Raw genomic sequence first — 14,976 nt, 5'->3', positions numbered from 1 at the left:
ATTAATTGAGTAAATAAGAAATTGAAGATCAGATCTGATCGCGGATCTGATCTTCCAGATAGCGCTGGCGACGGAAAACCAGTAACAGCAGCACAACGATGAATGCCATGCCTGCCATGGTGTAACCAAAGCCATGATCGGTTTTGATCAGTGGCATGTGTTCAAAATTCATACCAAAGATACCGGTGATTAAAGTCAGTGGCATAAACAGCGCGGTGATCACCGTCAGCACGCGCATGATTTCACTGGTGCGGTGTGCCATTGCCGAGAAATGCATTTGCACCGCCGATTCCAGCGTGCCTTCGAGGCGACGTGCGTGATTCAGTACGCGCTGCACATGGCTCATCACATCATTGGTACGTACCAGTAACCAGTCTTTGGCGCGTGCGCTGTTGTCATCGAAGCTGTCATAGGTATCGACCAGATGATCGCGCAATTCCTGCAGTGCATCGTGCTGTTCTTCGCACAGATTATCCAGCCGGCGTAATTCCATGCGCGCTTCCAGCAACGCCATCCAGTTATTAAACGGACGGCGCGGATTCAGCAAAGCCTGTTGCCAGCGGTCGAGTTGCTGCGTCAGCGGCTGACGTAATTCCAGATACTGGTCCACCATCGCATTCAGCAAGCGCAGCATCAGATCGGTCGGGCTGGACGGCATACGTGCATTGCGTTGCGGTGTATCGCTGCGCGGCGTGAATGCCAGCAGTTTTTGCTGCAGCGATTCGATGGTGCGGCTTTGTGCCGGACGCACAGTGATCAGCACATCATCGGTAAAGATAAAACTCACCGGCGCAGTCTGCAGTTTCTGCAATGCTGCCGGTAAGCGGCGACGCACCGTGTCGGTGGTATCTGTATTGCGTGACGGTTCCGCATTCAGTAACAGCTTGCGGAATACCAGCATGGTGTAGTCTTGCGTATCTTCAAAACTGGACGGATGGTTCAGATTGGCCGCATCCTGCAAATGCAGATCAAACACGTCGATGCCGGTCAGTGCTGCCAGCTGCTGACGCCAGAGTTCGGCGTCGGCCGGAATTTCCTCATGCTGCATATCCAGCCACAGAAAACCCGGCGAGCCTGCCTGCCATGTACTTGCCTCGCTGAGCCGGTGGCAGCTTTGTTCAGTGATGTGAAATCTTTCCATGCGCGGAATACGGGCCGCTGAGCAGCCATAACCGGACTGCAGGGATCGCGCAGGCCAGTCCGCCCAGTAACAGCCACGGAGTGGTGAAAGCCGCAGTATAAAACCAATCCGGCATGATCAGCGAAAAAGCCGCAAGCGGCAGCGCCAGTAGTGCTACCCGCGACCATTCGCGCTGTGTTGCAAGGCGCGCATCACCGATCCGGTAACAGAGATTCGAAAATCCCCATAACAGCCAGCCGTGCAGAGCAATTTGCCAGCCTGTGTGCAAGGGCAGTGTTATGCACAGGCAGACCCAGCCGATCAGCAATAAGCCAGCCAGTTGCCAAAGTAAGAATGCCTGTGCCGTCGCTGTCTGCGGCTGGCGGAAGGGAGCCGCACCGGCTTGCCACGGCGTTTCGTCTGAATGCAGCTTTACCGTTTGTGCCGGCCACCAGCCCGGTGCCCGCCACAGCAATTGCCAGCAATGCCACCATCGGGGCAGGGCGCGTGCCTGACGCAACAGGCTGCGCCAGATCTGCAGATTCGCATCCCACAACGAAAAACTGCGCAGCGGACTGCGGGTACCGTAAGTCAGTGGCTGATTGTCTTGACGCTGCGCGTAAGTACCGAACAGTTTGTCCCAGATAATCAGCATGCCGCCGTAATTTTTATCGAGAAACACATCATCAGACGCATGGTGGATGCGGTGATTTTCCGGCGTGACGAAAACCTGATCGATCCAGCCGAGGCGGCCGATCGCTTCGGTATGTATCCAGAACTGGTAAGCGATATGCACGAGGGCGATCACCATGAAGACGGATGGTGGCACACCGAGCAAAGCCAGTGGCAGATAAAACAGCCAGCTGACCAGCGGACTGAACAGGCTTTGGCGCAAACCGGCAGCCAGATGGTAAAGCTCGCCCTGATGATGCACGCCGTGCAGCGCCCACAGCCAGTGAATCTGATGTCCGGCACGGTGCAGCCAGTAATAGCAAAAATCGTATAACAGCAGCGTGCCCAGCCACAGCGCCGGTGCGTTCGCATCCCAGTCAAACCAGCGTGCATGCTGCCACAGCGCATCGTAAGCGAGCAGCCCGGGCACTTGCAGATACACCGCCACCAGCTGACTGGCGCCGCCGATACCGATACCGCTGATCATGTCTTCCAGCGGCAGTTCGCGGTTTTTTCGCCAGCGCCACAGAGCTTCAGCGAGGATGGCCAGTCCCATCGCCAGCATGACAGCCAGCATCAGCCAGGGATGTGAGGTGAGCATTTTGCATTTTCCTGATCGGTTGCGTACAGAATTCCGGTAAATGATTTAGTGAATTACGACGCGGGTCGGTAAGCGTAGTACGGCACAGGATTTTTTCAAGTGAAAAATGCGTTTCACGGATCGTGTGCATGTAAAACTTTGTCAGACCATGTCATCAAAGATCGCCGGTAATACGCTGTTTCAGCACCTGTTCAATGCCGCAAAAATACGGAAAAACAGGGGGTATATGGCAAAACCGCCTGATTGTCGGCATGAATACTGGGCGTTTAAAAATACCCCCGGGGGTATTTTTGAGGCAAAAATGGCCGTTTCAGCGGCTTGCGGCCAGGGTTGCGCTGCGCCGCGCTGTGTGCAACATGCGGATTGTCCACAGCGTGCGGCAGTCAGAAACGCAAATCAAATGCTGGTCGGATGCGGAAACCTGCAGCTTTCTGAAGCGTCAGAAAACCGGAGAAGTTGCGCAGTTGTGGTCAGGCGCGGTTTTGGCCTGTGCGCAGAATCCGGTTTATCCACAAACCTTCCGCAAACCTTCAACCCTTCCGCATTGCCGTTATCGCTGCGAAAACAAAAACCGCCGCCTGCATTGCAGACAGCGGTTTCGGATCAGAACGTATTTCAGTCCGGCTGACAACGAAGCAGCATCAGCGCAAACTGAACTGCAGCGTTTTATTTTTTGAGCAGACGCGCAATATCACGGGCAAAGTAGGTCAGCACGCCATCGGCACCGGCACGTTTGAATGCCAGCATCGCTTCCATCATCGCTTTATCGTGATCCAGCCAGCCGTTTTGCGCAGCAGCTTTGATCATCGCGTATTCACCGCTGACCTGATAAGCAAAGGTTGGTACGCGGAATTCATCTTTAACACGGCGCACGATATCCAGATACGGCATGCCCGGTTTCACCATCACCATATCCGCACCTTCGGCCAGATCCAGCGCCACTTCGCGCAGTGCTTCATCGCTGTTGGCCGGGTCCATCTGGTAATTCGCTTTATTGCTCTTGCCCAGATTCGAAGCGGAACCGACTGCGTCGCGGAAAGGACCATAGTAAGCCGAAGCGTATTTGGCCGAGTAAGCCATGATACGGACGTGAATATGACCAGCTTCTTCCAGCGCATGACGAATCGCGCCGATGCGGCCATCCATCATATCGCTTGGTGCCACCACATCGGCACCGGCCGCAGCCTGCGTCAGCGCCTGCTGCACCAGAATCGCGGTGGTTTCATCATTCAGCACATAACCGTTTTCATCGATCACGCCATCCTGACCGTGGCTGGTGTAAGGATCAAGCGCCACATCGGTCAGCACGCCCAGCTCAGGGAATGCTGCTTTCAGCGCACGTACCGCGCGCGGTACCAGGCCATCCGGATTGCAGGCTTCGCGGCCATCCGGCGTTTTCAGCGATGCATCGACCGACGGAAACAGCGCGATGACAGGAATCCCCAGCGCCACACAATCTGCTGCGGTTTCCAGCAACACGTCTACCGACATCCGTTCCACGCCGGGCATGGAGCCGACCGCCTGACGCTGTTGTTCGCCTTCAACGATGAACACCGGATAAATCAGGTCTTCCACCGTGACATGGTTTTCGCGCATCAGCGCACGGGAAAACGCATCTTTGCGCATACGGCGCATGCGGATGGCAGGAAATAAGGGATTAACAGGAGCAGTCATGGATATCCTTCACAGAATCTTTTGGTGCAGCCTGACGGGGCGGATTGCCCCGCAATCTCATTCAGAGCTGTCAGGCTGTTCAGAGGAGGTATTGTCAGACAAAGGCTGGTCGGGGTCTTGATCCAGCCCAAGTAACTGGCGAATTGCTTCATCGGCTTCTTCCACACCGGTGCGTTTCAGTGAAGAAAACAATTGCACGTGGTAAGGAAACAGCGGGCCTTCATCGTCGTGATACTGCTCCAGAAACGCTTCAGCCTTACGCAGCGCCGCGGTGGCTTCGCTGCGGTTCAGCTTGTCGGCTTTGGTCAGCAGACACAGTACCGGACGGCCGCTGTCCGCGAACCATTCCAGCATTTGCACGTCCAGATCCGTGAACGGACGGCGGGAATCCATAATCAGCACCAGCGCAACTAACTGATCGCGTTTCTGAACATAATTGCCGAGCAGAATATTCCAGTGTTGTTTAGCGGCACCGGAGACTTCGGCATAGCCGTAGCCCGGTAAATCCACCAGCATGGCGCGGATTTCTTCGGGACGGGCTTCATCATTACGATGCTGGCCAACGTGGGCGCCACCAATCGAAAAATAATTAATATGCTGAGTCCGGCCAGGGGTCTTTGATGCAAAACAAAGTCGCTTCTGGTTGGTTAGTGTATTAATAGCGCTTGATTTTCCGGCGTTGGAACGGCCAGCGAAAGCGATTTCAGGAATCTGCGTCTTAGGCAGATCCCGCAGGTGATTGACCGTGGTAAAAAAACGGGCTTGCCAGAGAAGGGACATAGATTCAGATCTTGGAAAAATGCAACATGCGGCGCGTATGCTGCCGGAAAGCTATTGTACAATAAGGCTCGCTATGCGGGGGCTTCCCCCGAATGATGAACCCGGTTGTCAGCTCTAGTCTTACGTGTGGCAGACCAGCAGTGTCAACGCCATTTTCGCCTTCAGGGCAGAATCCTCTTACTAGTCTCAGGGTGTTTGAATGAACCGTGCTTTCTTTCCAGTGATGAAATCCCTTGGCATTGCCGTGCTGGCAGTGTCGTCGATGATCCCGGCAGCGTATGCAAATACCGATGCCAAAGCGGTCAAAGCCGATCCGGCCAAAGGAGAAGCCCTGTACAAAGCTGGTGATGCAGCACGCGGCATCGTTGCCTGCGTGTCCTGCCACGGTGATGCAGGCAATTCCACGATTTCGGTTAATCCTAAACTGTCTGCCCAGCACGATGTGTATCTGGTTAAACAACTGACCGAATTCGCATCCGGTGCGCGTAACAATGCCACCATGACCGCATTCGCGAAATCCCTGACACCGGAAGACATGAAAAATGTCGCTGTTTATCTGAATGCGCAGAAATCCGTACCGGGTGCAGCGAAAAACAAAGACATCGTTGAACTCGGTAAACAAATTTACCGTGGCGGTATCGCTGAGAAAAATGTACCAGCCTGCGCAGGCTGCCACAGCCCGAACGGTGCCGGTATTCCTGCACAGTATCCGCGTCTGGCCGGTCAGCATCAGGATTACACGCTGGCACAGCTGCAGAATTTCCAGAACGGTTCCCGTAAAGGCGGCGCAAAAATCGCCGGTGCGCGTCTGAACAGCCCGCAAATGATGACGATTGCAAAATCGATGTCAGAAGATGAAATGCGCGCCGTTGCAGACTATATCGCCGGTCTGAAATAATCCCGCACCACAATCAGATTTTTATACGGAAGGGGGTGGCAGTCAGCCACCCCTTTTTGTCAGCTGCAAATGTTGAATATGGATAATCCGCTGGAACACGAAAGCGCCGGAGATACCGCCGGCATCCGTCTGCAAACCCGCAATACCGTGCTGGCTGACAGCGTGGAATTGCTGTCTTCCATGCGTTTTGCGATCAGTCTGCTGGTGCTGATCTGCATCGGTGCCGTGATCGGTACCGTGGTCAAACAAAACGAGCCAGCCCCGAATTACATCAATCAGTTTGGTCAGTTCTGGTATGAAGTGTTTGATCATGCCGGCGTGTATTCGGTGTATTCCGCCTGGTGGTTTTTGCTGATGGTCGGCGTGCTGGTTTTATCCACTTCGCTGTGCGTGATCCGCAATGCTCCGAAAATGCTGAAAGACATGCGCAGCTGGCGTGAAAACGTGCGCGAGCAATCGCTGCGCAATTTTCATCATCATGCCGAATATGCCTCTGCGCAGGATACCGCGACGCTGACTGAGCGCCTCAGTGCTTATCTGCAAGCCAGTGGTTATCAGAGCAAAGTCGTCGCCAAAGACGATGCCGTACTGATCGCTGCCAAACGCGGTGCCGGTAACAAATGGGGTTACATCTTTGCGCACAGCGCGATTGTCGTGATCGTACTTGGCGCGATGCTGGATTCAGAATTGCCGGTGAAAGCCCAGCAATGGTTGCTGGGCAAAGTGCCGTATGACGGCAGCGGCAATACGCTGATCGCGAAAATTCCTGAAAAGCATCGCTTATCCGAACGCAATCCCAGCTTCCGTGGCAATGCGATGATTCCGGAAGGCGGTATCAGTAATACCGCGATCCTGTCACAACAAACCGGTGTGCTGATTCAGGATTTGCCGGTGTCCGTACGTTTGCGTCAGTTCCATATTGAGTTTTATAACACCGGCATGCCGAAACTGTTTGCCAGTGATGTGACGGTGACTGACCATGAAACCGGCAAAAGTTTCGATGCAACCATTCGCGTGAATCAGCCGCTGGTGTACAAAGGTCTGGCGTTTTACCAATCCAGCTTTGAAGACGGCGGCAGCCGCCTGCGCCTGAAAGCCTGGCCTATGAGCGGGGCACAGGGCCAGCCATTTGCGCTGCGCGGGGAAGTCGGCGGCAGTACGCCGTGGGCACCGCCGGGTCAGAAAGCTTACAACATCGAGTGGTCCGGTTTCCGCGTTTTCAATGTGGAACCGGTCGCCAAAGTGGCTGGTGAAGCAGACAAAGAAAAAGGCCTGAGCCGCCATCTGGGTTCCGCTGCCAAATCAGCAGAAAGCAAAGAATTCCGTAATGTCGGCCCCAGCATCCAGTACAAACTGCGTGATGCTGCCGGACAGGCACGTGAATACTTGAACTTCATGCAGCCATCGCAAATTGAAGGCAGCACCGTCTTCCTCAGCGGTATGCGTGAATCTCCGGCCGATCAGTTCCGCTTCCTGCGGATTCCGGCCGATGATAACGACAGCCCGCAGGAATGGATGCGTATCCGCGCCGCGTTGCAAAATCCGGAATTACGCCGTCTTGCTGCTGAAAAGTTCACCGCGCATGCGTTACCAGCCAGTCTGGCAGGTAATCCGGCAATGAAGGAGCAAATGATCGCCTCCGCCGTCAATACGCTGGCCTTGTTCGCCGGCGATGAAAAATCTGCCGGTTACCGCGCTGTATCGGATTATCTGGAAAAGAAAATCCCGGTCGCCGAGCAAGCCAAAGCGGCAGACGTGATGATGAAAATCCTGAACGGCAGTTTGTGGGATTTGTGGATGACGGCACGCGAAAAAGACGGATTGCCAGTTCTGGATGCGGATGAAAAACACGGTCGTTTCCTGCAGTTGTCCATGGCGGCGTTGTCGGATGCCGGTTTCTACGGTGCGCCTGTGTATCTGCAACTGGAATCGTTTGACGAGGTCAAAGCCACGGTGCTGCAGATCACCCGCTCGCCGGGGCAGGGCATCGTTTACTTCGGTTGCCTGTTGCTGGTGCTGGGTGTGTTTGCGATGTTCTATATCCGCGAACGCCGGCTGTGGATCTGGCTCAAAAAAGGCGATGCCGGTTCGCATATACTGATGGCCATGAGTACCCAGCGTAAAACCCTGGACTTTGAAAACGAGTTTGAACAATGCCGTACGCAGTTAGCTGAAATTGCTGATGCGACGGAAACTTCCCTTGCTCCACAAGGAAAATGATATGGAAATGACGCGTAATGTTCCCGCTGCTGGCGGCATCCTGAAACAACTGAACTGGCAGGACTGGGCATTCAGTCTGTTGCTGGCACTGATGGCAGCGTATGCACTGCAGCGTTTCAGCAGTTTTATGGATATCTACGATAAAGCGATTCTGGTGGCGTCGGTGCCGACCTTCGGCTGGCTGGGCTGGCGCTGGAAACCGGTTAAACCGCTGATGCTGGGTATGACGCTGCTGGCCTTGTCTGCGATCAGTCTGTACAACGGACAGTTGACTCTGGCGAATGAAAAATTCTTCCTGAAATATCTGCTGTCCAGTCAGTCTGCGATTTTGTGGATGAGCGTATTTTTCTGTTTATCCACACTGTTTTACTGGGTTGGTTTGCTGGCGCGTTCGGAATTCGGTGGCAGCGTCGGTTCCGGTCTGTGCTGGGCAGCGGTGCTGATGGGCTTCACCGGCCTGCTGGTGCGCTGGTATGAATCTTATCTGCTGGGGCCGGACGTTGGTCATATTCCGGTCTCGAATCTGTACGAAGTGTTTGTATTGTTCGTGCTGATCACCGGCTTATTTTATCTGTATTACGAACAACAATACCGCACCCGCCAGATGGGCGCTTTTGTGTCGCTGGTAATTACCGCCGCGGTCGGTTTCCTGTTCTGGTACACCGTGAACCGTGAAGCATCCGAGATTCAGCCGCTGGTGCCTGCGCTGCAAAGCTGGTGGATGAAAATTCACGTACCGGCCAACTTTATCGGCTACGGTACATTCTCGCTGGCTGCAATGGTCGCAGTGGCTTATCTGCTCAAAGAAAAAGGCATTCTGGCAGACCGCCTGCCAGCGCTGAATGTGCTGGATGATGTGATGTACAAAGCGATTGCGGTCGGTTTTGCTTTCTTCACCATCGCGACGATTCTGGGCGCGTTGTGGGCCGCGGAAGCCTGGGGTGGTTACTGGTCCTGGGACCCGAAAGAAACCTGGGCGCTGATCGTCTGGCTGAATTACGCAGCATGGCTGCACATGCGCCTGATGAAGGGTTTACGCGGCGTACCGGCTGCTTGGTGGGCGCTGGTCGGTTTGCTGGTGACGACCTTTGCTTTCCTCGGCGTGAACATGTTCTTATCCGGCCTGCATTCTTACGGCACGCTGTAAATTCCGCCTGACACGCCATCAAACGCACCGCTTCCGGCATCCGGAAACGGTGCGTTTTTTATTGCCGCCAGTGAGTAAAAGCTTCAGCCCGTTGCCAGCTTTGCAAAACGGCTGAAAGCAGGTCAAAACAAGGCTAAAAACAAGCCAAATGCGGGGTTCTGCATAGCGATCCGGCGGTCGTCGGCAGAAAGTCAGGGCCTCCGTGAATTGCAAATGACGATCTTTGCATAATACGGGCAATCTGCTGCCTGCCTTTTCACATTTGAAACGCTGCCATGTCACAGGCGCTGCAGCGGCCGAACAGGCTGCGGACGCGGCGCAACATCCCCGCGCTCCGGTGTCAGGTTTTCCGGAACCGTCCGACTAATCGCAGGTCTGTGCAAAACCAGCCTGTCTGCTGAAAAAACACAGGCGGGTTACACTGCGCTGTTGTTTTGTACTGTGCGCAGATCATCGATTATCCACGGGAGTTTGTCATGCTGATACTACCGGGTCCGAACGGAATGGACCGCCCTTACGCCTCTGAAATCACGCCGCGCGAGGTATTTGAAAAGCGCCGCAAATTGCTCGGTATGCTGGCTGCGGGCGGCTTAGCTGGTGTCAGCGGCCTACGCTGGACTGACGCTGCAGCGCAGGCGACCCAGCGACTCGCGGCAGCGGCTAATCCGGCTTACCAGCTGACGGAAAAGCAAACCAGCCGCAAAGATGCGACCACGTATAACAATTTCTATGAGTTCGGCACCGATAAAGCCGATCCGGCGCAAACGGCAGGCACGCTGAAAACCCATCCTTGGAGCATCAGTATCGAGGGTGAAGTCAAAAAGCCGTTTGTGCTGGATCTGGAAGCGCTGCTGAAACTGGCGCCGATGGAAGAGCGGATTTACCGTCTGCGCTGTGTGGAAGGCTGGTCGATGGTGATACCGTGGATAGGTTATTCGCTGTCGCATCTGATTCGTCGCGCCGAGCCGAACGGTAATGCGCGTTATATCGAGTTCGTCACACTGAACGATAAAAAACAAATGCCGGGCCTGAATTATCCGGTGCTGGACTGGCCTTACACCGAAGGCTTGCGCCTCGATGAAGCCAGTCATCCGCTGACATTGCTGACGTTCGGCATGTATGGCGAAGTGCTGCCGAATCAGAACGGTGCGCCGGTCAGGCTGACGGTACCGTGGAAATACGGCTTCAAATCTGCGAAATCCATCGTCAAGATCCGCTTCGTACGCGATCAGCCGCAAACCTCGTGGAACCGTGCGAATGGCCGCGAATACGGCTTCTATTCGAATGTGAATCCGGATGTCGATCATCCGCGCTGGTCACAGGCCAGCGAGCGCCGCATCGGCGAAGATGGCCTGTTCACCCGCAAACGCAAAACCCTGATGTTTAACGGTTATCAGGAAGTGGCATCGCTGTACAGCGGCATGGATCTGAGGAAGTTTTACTGATGCGCAGTCTGAATCTGAGTGCGGCAGCGGTGTCACGCTGGAAAATTGCCGTGTTCCTGCTGGCTTTGCTGCCGCTGATAAGGATCATCGTGTGGGCGGTACTGGACAAAATGGGGGCGAATCCGCTGGAATGGATGACTCGCAATACCGGTTCATGGGCGATCTACATCTTATTGCTGACACTGGCAATCACCCCGCTGCGCCGCATCAGTGGCTGGAACTGGCTGCAGAAATTCCGGCGTATGCTGGGCTTGTTTGCGTTTTTTTACGCCAGCCTGCATCTGACCATGTATATCTGGTTCGACCATTTTTTTGAATGGGAAACGATCTGGCCGGACATTATCAAGCGTCCGTTTGTGCTGGCAGGCATGGTTTCGTGGGGCATGATGCTGGCGCTGGCCATCAGCAGTCCGCAAGCAGTATTACGGTGGATGGGCGGCAAACGCTGGCAGCGTCTGCATCAGCTGATGTATGTGCTGGTGCCGGTCGCGGTACTGCATGTGTACTGGATGAAAGCCGGCAAACACGACTTTTTCTGGCCTGCGGTGTACGGCGGTATCACCGTGGTGCTGCTGGGTTTGCGGATCTGGTTTGCGCGCCGCTCCGCACGTGCAGTCTGAGGAAATGTTCGGTTTTTTCTGTTGCAGTAATCGTATAAACGATTGAGATTTTATGCACAGCGGCGCACAATTTCCGGTCGCAAACCGAAACAGGAATCATCATGCAGTCGTATTTACTGAAGCCGGGCCAGACCAAAGGCATCACGCGCAAGCTTGCCCTGCTGGTACTGGGTTTGTTTGGCTGGAAAGTGTTTTATAAGCCCTTGCCCGGACCGCGTGGCGTCATCATCGTGTATCCGCATACTTCCAACTGGGATTTCCCGATTGGCGTACTGGGCAAAATTGCGATCGGACAGCGCTTTCATTTCATCGCCAAATCATCCCTGTTTGAAGGGATAACCGGAGCTGTGTTCGGCCCGTTTTTGCGGGCTATCGGCGGCGCGCCGGTAGAACGTGGCGTGGCGACCGGTGCGATTGGCAGAATTGCCGAGCAGATCAACCGCAGCGACTGGTACTGGCTGGCGCTGGCACCGGAAGGCACGCGCAGTCTGCGTCCTTACTGGCGCAGTGGCTTTTACCATATTGCCCGTACTGCAAATGTGCCGCTGGCCTGTGCGTATTTTGATTTCCGCAGAAAATGCATCAGTCTGACCGACTACCTGACGCTGACCGGCGACGCTGATACGGATATGGCAGCGATCGCGGCTATTTACAAAGATGTACAGGGTTGTCGCCCCGAACTTGCCGGGCCGGTGAAGCTGAAGCCGGAAGAAACGCAGTCAGCTGAACAAGCTTAAGGTTTCACAGAGTCTTCTTTGGCGGGCGTTTTTGCCGGCACCGGAGCCTGCGACGACACAGGATGCGCTGCCGGTTTGTCCGGCATGTACAAAGGCCCTTTCTGGCCACAGGCAGACAACATGACAGTAAGCAGCAGAGCAGAAAACAAGGTGCGCATCGCAGAAATTCCGAAACGGTTAGAATGCTGATTTCTCAGTAAGAATTTCACGGAGTGTAGCATGACTGAATCTGAATTCCATGATCTGGCGGAAGCCTGCCTGCGTCAGGTCGAAGAGATCTTCGAACAAGCGTTTGAACGTGATGAAATGGATGTCGAGTGCAGCCGCAGTGGCAATGTGCTGACCATAGAATTCGTGAACAACGGTTCCAAAATGATCGTCAACAGTCAGGCACCGATGCAGGAAATGTGGCTGGCGGCGCGCAGCGGTGGCTTTCATTACCGCTATGACGGCCAGCACTGGCTGAATACACGGGATGGCAGTGAGTTATTTGCGACTTTGTCCCGCCTCGCAGCGGAACAAAGTCAGGCATAAGCTTAACGCCGCTATTCCTCAATCACCGGCGGAGCGCCCGGATCGAAGGTTCCGGGCTGATTTTCCACGTAGTAATAATCGCCATTAATCTGCACCACGCCTTGCGGCAGCGGGCGTTCTTCAATCGGAATGTCTTTCAGGGCTTTCTGCATGTAGCCTATCCAGATCGGCAATGCCAGACCACCACCGGTTTCGCGGTTGCCCAGATTGCGCGGCTGATCAAAGCCTATCCATGCAATCCCGACCAGCTTCGCCTGATAGCCGGCAAACCATGCATCAACGGAATCATTGGTGGTACCGGTTTTACCAGCAAGATCGGTACGTTTCAGTACCATCGCTTTTGCAGCAGTACCGAAACGGACAACATCTTTCATCATGCTGTCCATCAGGAACGCATTCCGCTCATCAATCACACGTGAGGCTTCGTTACCCGCGGTTTCCGGTTTGGCCTGCGCTATCACTTTGCCACTGGCATCCGTTATTTTGGCGATCAGATAAGGATTGATTTTGTAGCCACCATTCGCAAACACGGCATATGCACCGGCCAGTTGCAGCGGCGTTACCGCACCGGCCCCCAGTGCCAGTGTCAGATAAGGCGGATTTTTTTCGGGCAGAAAACCGAAGCGGCTAGTGTATTCCTGGCCGTATTTGGCACCGATTTTATGCAGAATACGAATCGAAATCATGTTTTTTGATTTCGTCAGACCCTTGCGCATGGTCATCGGACCTTCGTATTTTCCGTCGTAGTTTTTCGGCTCCCACGCCTGTCCACCAGTCTGTCCTGCATCAAAGCTGATCGGTTCATCAGCAATCATGGTGGCTGGTGAGAAACCTTTTTCCAGCGACGCAGAATAAATAAACGGCTTAAACGAAGAGCCTGGCTGACGCCATGCCTGCGTCACATGGTTGAACTTATTCAGGTTGTAATCGAAACCGCCAACCAGGGCTTTGATCGCGCCATCCGTGGTGCTGGCAGCCACAAAAGCAGACTGTACCTCCGGCATCTGCGTGATGATCCAGTTTTTGCCTTCCTGCATGACACGAATCACTGCACCGCGCTGAATGCGTTTATTCGCCGGTGCTTTCGCTGACAGACTGCTGGCGGCGAAACTTAAACCTGCTTCTTCAATACGGATTTCTTCGCCGGAAGTTAGAACCGCACGGACCTGTTTCGGTGTCGCATCCAATACCATCGCAACCAGCAAGTCATCGCTGGCCGGATGTTCTGATAATTTCTTCTCGATCAGCTCTTCAGCGGCTTCTTTATTCGCGGGCAATTCGACAATGGCTTCGGGACCACGATAACCATGACGTTTTTCATAATCCATCACGCCGCGACGCAGCGATAAATACGCAGCATCCTGATCGGCTTTCGTGATGGTTGTATATACATTCAGGCCACGGGTATAAGTCTCTTCTTTGAATTGCTCATAAACCAGCTGGCGCGCCATCTCTGCCACGTATTCGGCATGTACGCCAAAATCACTGCTGTCCGTCTTTACCTGAAGTTCTTCGGTGCGCGCTTGTTCAAACTGCGCTTCAGAAACATAGCCGAGTTGTCGCATACGCTGCAGAATGTACTGCTGACGTACCGTCGCGCGTTTAGGATTGGCGACCGGGTTATATGCTGATGGCGCTTTCGGCAAACCAGCCAGCATCGCCGCTTCAGCCAGCGTCACATCCTTCAGTGCTTTACCAAAATAAATCTGCGCTGCGGAAGAGAAACCATACGCCCGTTGCCCCAGATAAATCTGATTCATATACACCTCAAGAATCTGATCTTTGGTCAGATTTTGCTCAATCTTCCACGCGAGCAGAATTTCGTAAATTTTCCGCTTGAAGGTTTGTTCACTCGAAAGGAAAAAATTACGCGCCACTTGCTGCGTAATCGTTGATGCGCCTTGCTTTGCGCCGCCCGTCAGATTATGCAAAGCCGCCCGTACGATTCCAAGATAATCTACGCCACCGTGCTCGTAGAAACGATCATCTTCAATTGCCAGTACCGCTTTTTTCATCACATCAGGAATTTCCTGAAATCTTACGACATTGCGCCGTTCTTCACCGAACTCACCAATCAGTACGTGATCCGCGGTGTAAATGCGCAGTGGCATTTTTGGATTGTAGCTAGTGATTGCGTCAATATCCGGCAGATTCGGATATGCCATAGTCAGGGCAAACAGAACGATCAGAATCAGACTGGTTGTCAGTCCGGTGATGACGACAGCGCTCCCGATGGCGATGCGTGCTGCAAGTGAACGTTTTTTCGGGGACGGCTGTTCCGACTGCGGAAGAGAGTTTTGTTCAGACATGAGTTTTCACAATATCAATCACAAACCGGATTATAACGGTTGTGCTTTGGGCTCAGACGGAAAACCCGTTAATCGGAATGAGATGCGTAAAAAACCGAGTGGGGTATTGGCAACGAAGCGCGCAACGCTCGGGAGGAAATTCCTTTACCAAAGCAAGTGATATTGCTAGGATTTCATGTAGGGTAGGCCGACTGTATTTGTAATTGTTAGAAAATGCAG

13 protein-coding genes are annotated in these 14,976 nt (G+C 54.0%); 7 read left to right on the top strand and 6 right to left on the bottom strand.

Annotation, left to right across the window (positions count from 1 at the left end):
• Positions 1–28 precede the first annotated feature (28 nt).
• The 4 genes from IE092_RS10810 to yihA form a co-directional block, all read right to left on the bottom strand.
• Positions 29–1,141: a magnesium transporter CorA family protein gene (locus tag IE092_RS10810; protein ID WP_189357178.1), complete on the bottom strand. Its 1,113-nt coding sequence runs from the start codon at positions 1,139–1,141 to the stop codon at positions 29–31.
• Entirely contained in the window at positions 1,119–2,393 is a 1,275-nt protein-coding gene (locus IE092_RS10805) for a sterol desaturase family protein (protein WP_189357177.1), read from the bottom strand. Before IE092_RS10805 ends, IE092_RS10810 begins: the two co-directional genes overlap by 23 nt.
• Positions 2,394–3,059: 666 nt before the next feature.
• Positions 3,060–4,067: a porphobilinogen synthase gene (gene hemB / locus IE092_RS10800; protein WP_189357176.1), complete on the bottom strand. Its 1,008-nt coding sequence runs from the start codon at positions 4,065–4,067 to the stop codon at positions 3,060–3,062.
• Positions 4,068–4,124: 57 nt separating this feature from the next.
• Entirely contained in the window at positions 4,125–4,847 is a 723-nt protein-coding gene (yihA, locus tag IE092_RS10795) for a ribosome biogenesis GTP-binding protein YihA/YsxC (protein WP_189357175.1), read from the bottom strand.
• A gap of 199 nt (positions 4,848–5,046) precedes the next feature.
• Between yihA and IE092_RS10790 the strand changes: the two genes are divergently transcribed.
• The 6 genes from IE092_RS10790 (at position 5,047) to IE092_RS10765 (ending at position 11,914) form a co-directional block, all read left to right on the top strand.
• Positions 5,047–5,745, top strand: coding sequence for a c-type cytochrome (locus IE092_RS10790; RefSeq protein WP_189357174.1), 699 nt, complete (start codon positions 5,047–5,049; stop codon positions 5,743–5,745).
• A gap of 69 nt (positions 5,746–5,814) precedes the next feature.
• Positions 5,815–7,965, top strand: coding sequence for a cytochrome c biogenesis protein ResB (locus IE092_RS10785; RefSeq protein ID WP_229793131.1), 2,151 nt, complete (start codon positions 5,815–5,817; stop codon positions 7,963–7,965).
• Between the two features lies 1 nt (position 7,966).
• The gene (gene ccsB / locus IE092_RS10780; protein ID WP_189357173.1) at positions 7,967–9,112 is read left to right on the top strand and encodes a c-type cytochrome biogenesis protein CcsB; all 1,146 of its coding nucleotides are present in this window, start codon (positions 7,967–7,969) and stop codon (positions 9,110–9,112) included.
• Positions 9,113–9,588: 476 nt separating this feature from the next.
• Entirely contained in the window at positions 9,589–10,557 is a 969-nt protein-coding gene (gene msrP, locus IE092_RS10775; protein WP_189357172.1) for a protein-methionine-sulfoxide reductase catalytic subunit MsrP, read from the top strand.
• The gene (locus IE092_RS10770; RefSeq protein ID WP_189357171.1) at positions 10,557–11,177 is read left to right on the top strand and encodes a protein-methionine-sulfoxide reductase heme-binding subunit MsrQ; all 621 of its coding nucleotides are present in this window, start codon (positions 10,557–10,559) and stop codon (positions 11,175–11,177) included. The genes msrP and IE092_RS10770 overlap by 1 nt, the downstream gene beginning before the upstream one ends.
• Before the next feature lie 101 nt (positions 11,178–11,278).
• A complete protein-coding gene (locus IE092_RS10765) occupies positions 11,279–11,914 on the top strand; it encodes a 1-acyl-sn-glycerol-3-phosphate acyltransferase (protein ID WP_189357170.1) in 636 nt (211 codons plus the stop codon).
• Here the strand turns inward: IE092_RS10765 and lptM are convergent.
• Positions 11,911–12,072: an LPS translocon maturation chaperone LptM gene (gene lptM, locus IE092_RS10760; RefSeq protein ID WP_189357169.1), complete on the bottom strand. Its 162-nt coding sequence runs from the start codon at positions 12,070–12,072 to the stop codon at positions 11,911–11,913. The two genes, IE092_RS10765 and lptM, sit on opposite strands and share 4 nt — an antisense overlap.
• A gap of 61 nt (positions 12,073–12,133) precedes the next feature.
• Here lptM and cyaY point away from each other — a divergent pair, with 61 nt between their 5' ends.
• A complete protein-coding gene (gene cyaY, locus IE092_RS10755; RefSeq protein WP_189357168.1) occupies positions 12,134–12,448 on the top strand; it encodes an iron donor protein CyaY in 315 nt (104 codons plus the stop codon).
• Positions 12,449–12,459: 11 nt separating this feature from the next.
• On the opposite strand, the gene IE092_RS10750 is transcribed toward cyaY, so the two are convergent.
• Entirely contained in the window at positions 12,460–14,757 is a 2,298-nt protein-coding gene (locus IE092_RS10750) for a penicillin-binding protein 1A (protein ID WP_189357167.1), read from the bottom strand.
• Between the last annotated feature and the right edge of the window lie 219 nt (positions 14,758–14,976).

It is taken from the genome of Cognatundibacterium squillarum (assembly GCF_014652435.1).
Classification (GTDB): domain Bacteria; phylum Pseudomonadota; class Gammaproteobacteria; order Burkholderiales; family Burkholderiaceae_D; genus Undibacterium; species Undibacterium squillarum.
The sequence above is the reverse complement of the archived record's forward strand: the minus strand, read 5'-3'. Positions and strand labels throughout refer to the sequence as shown.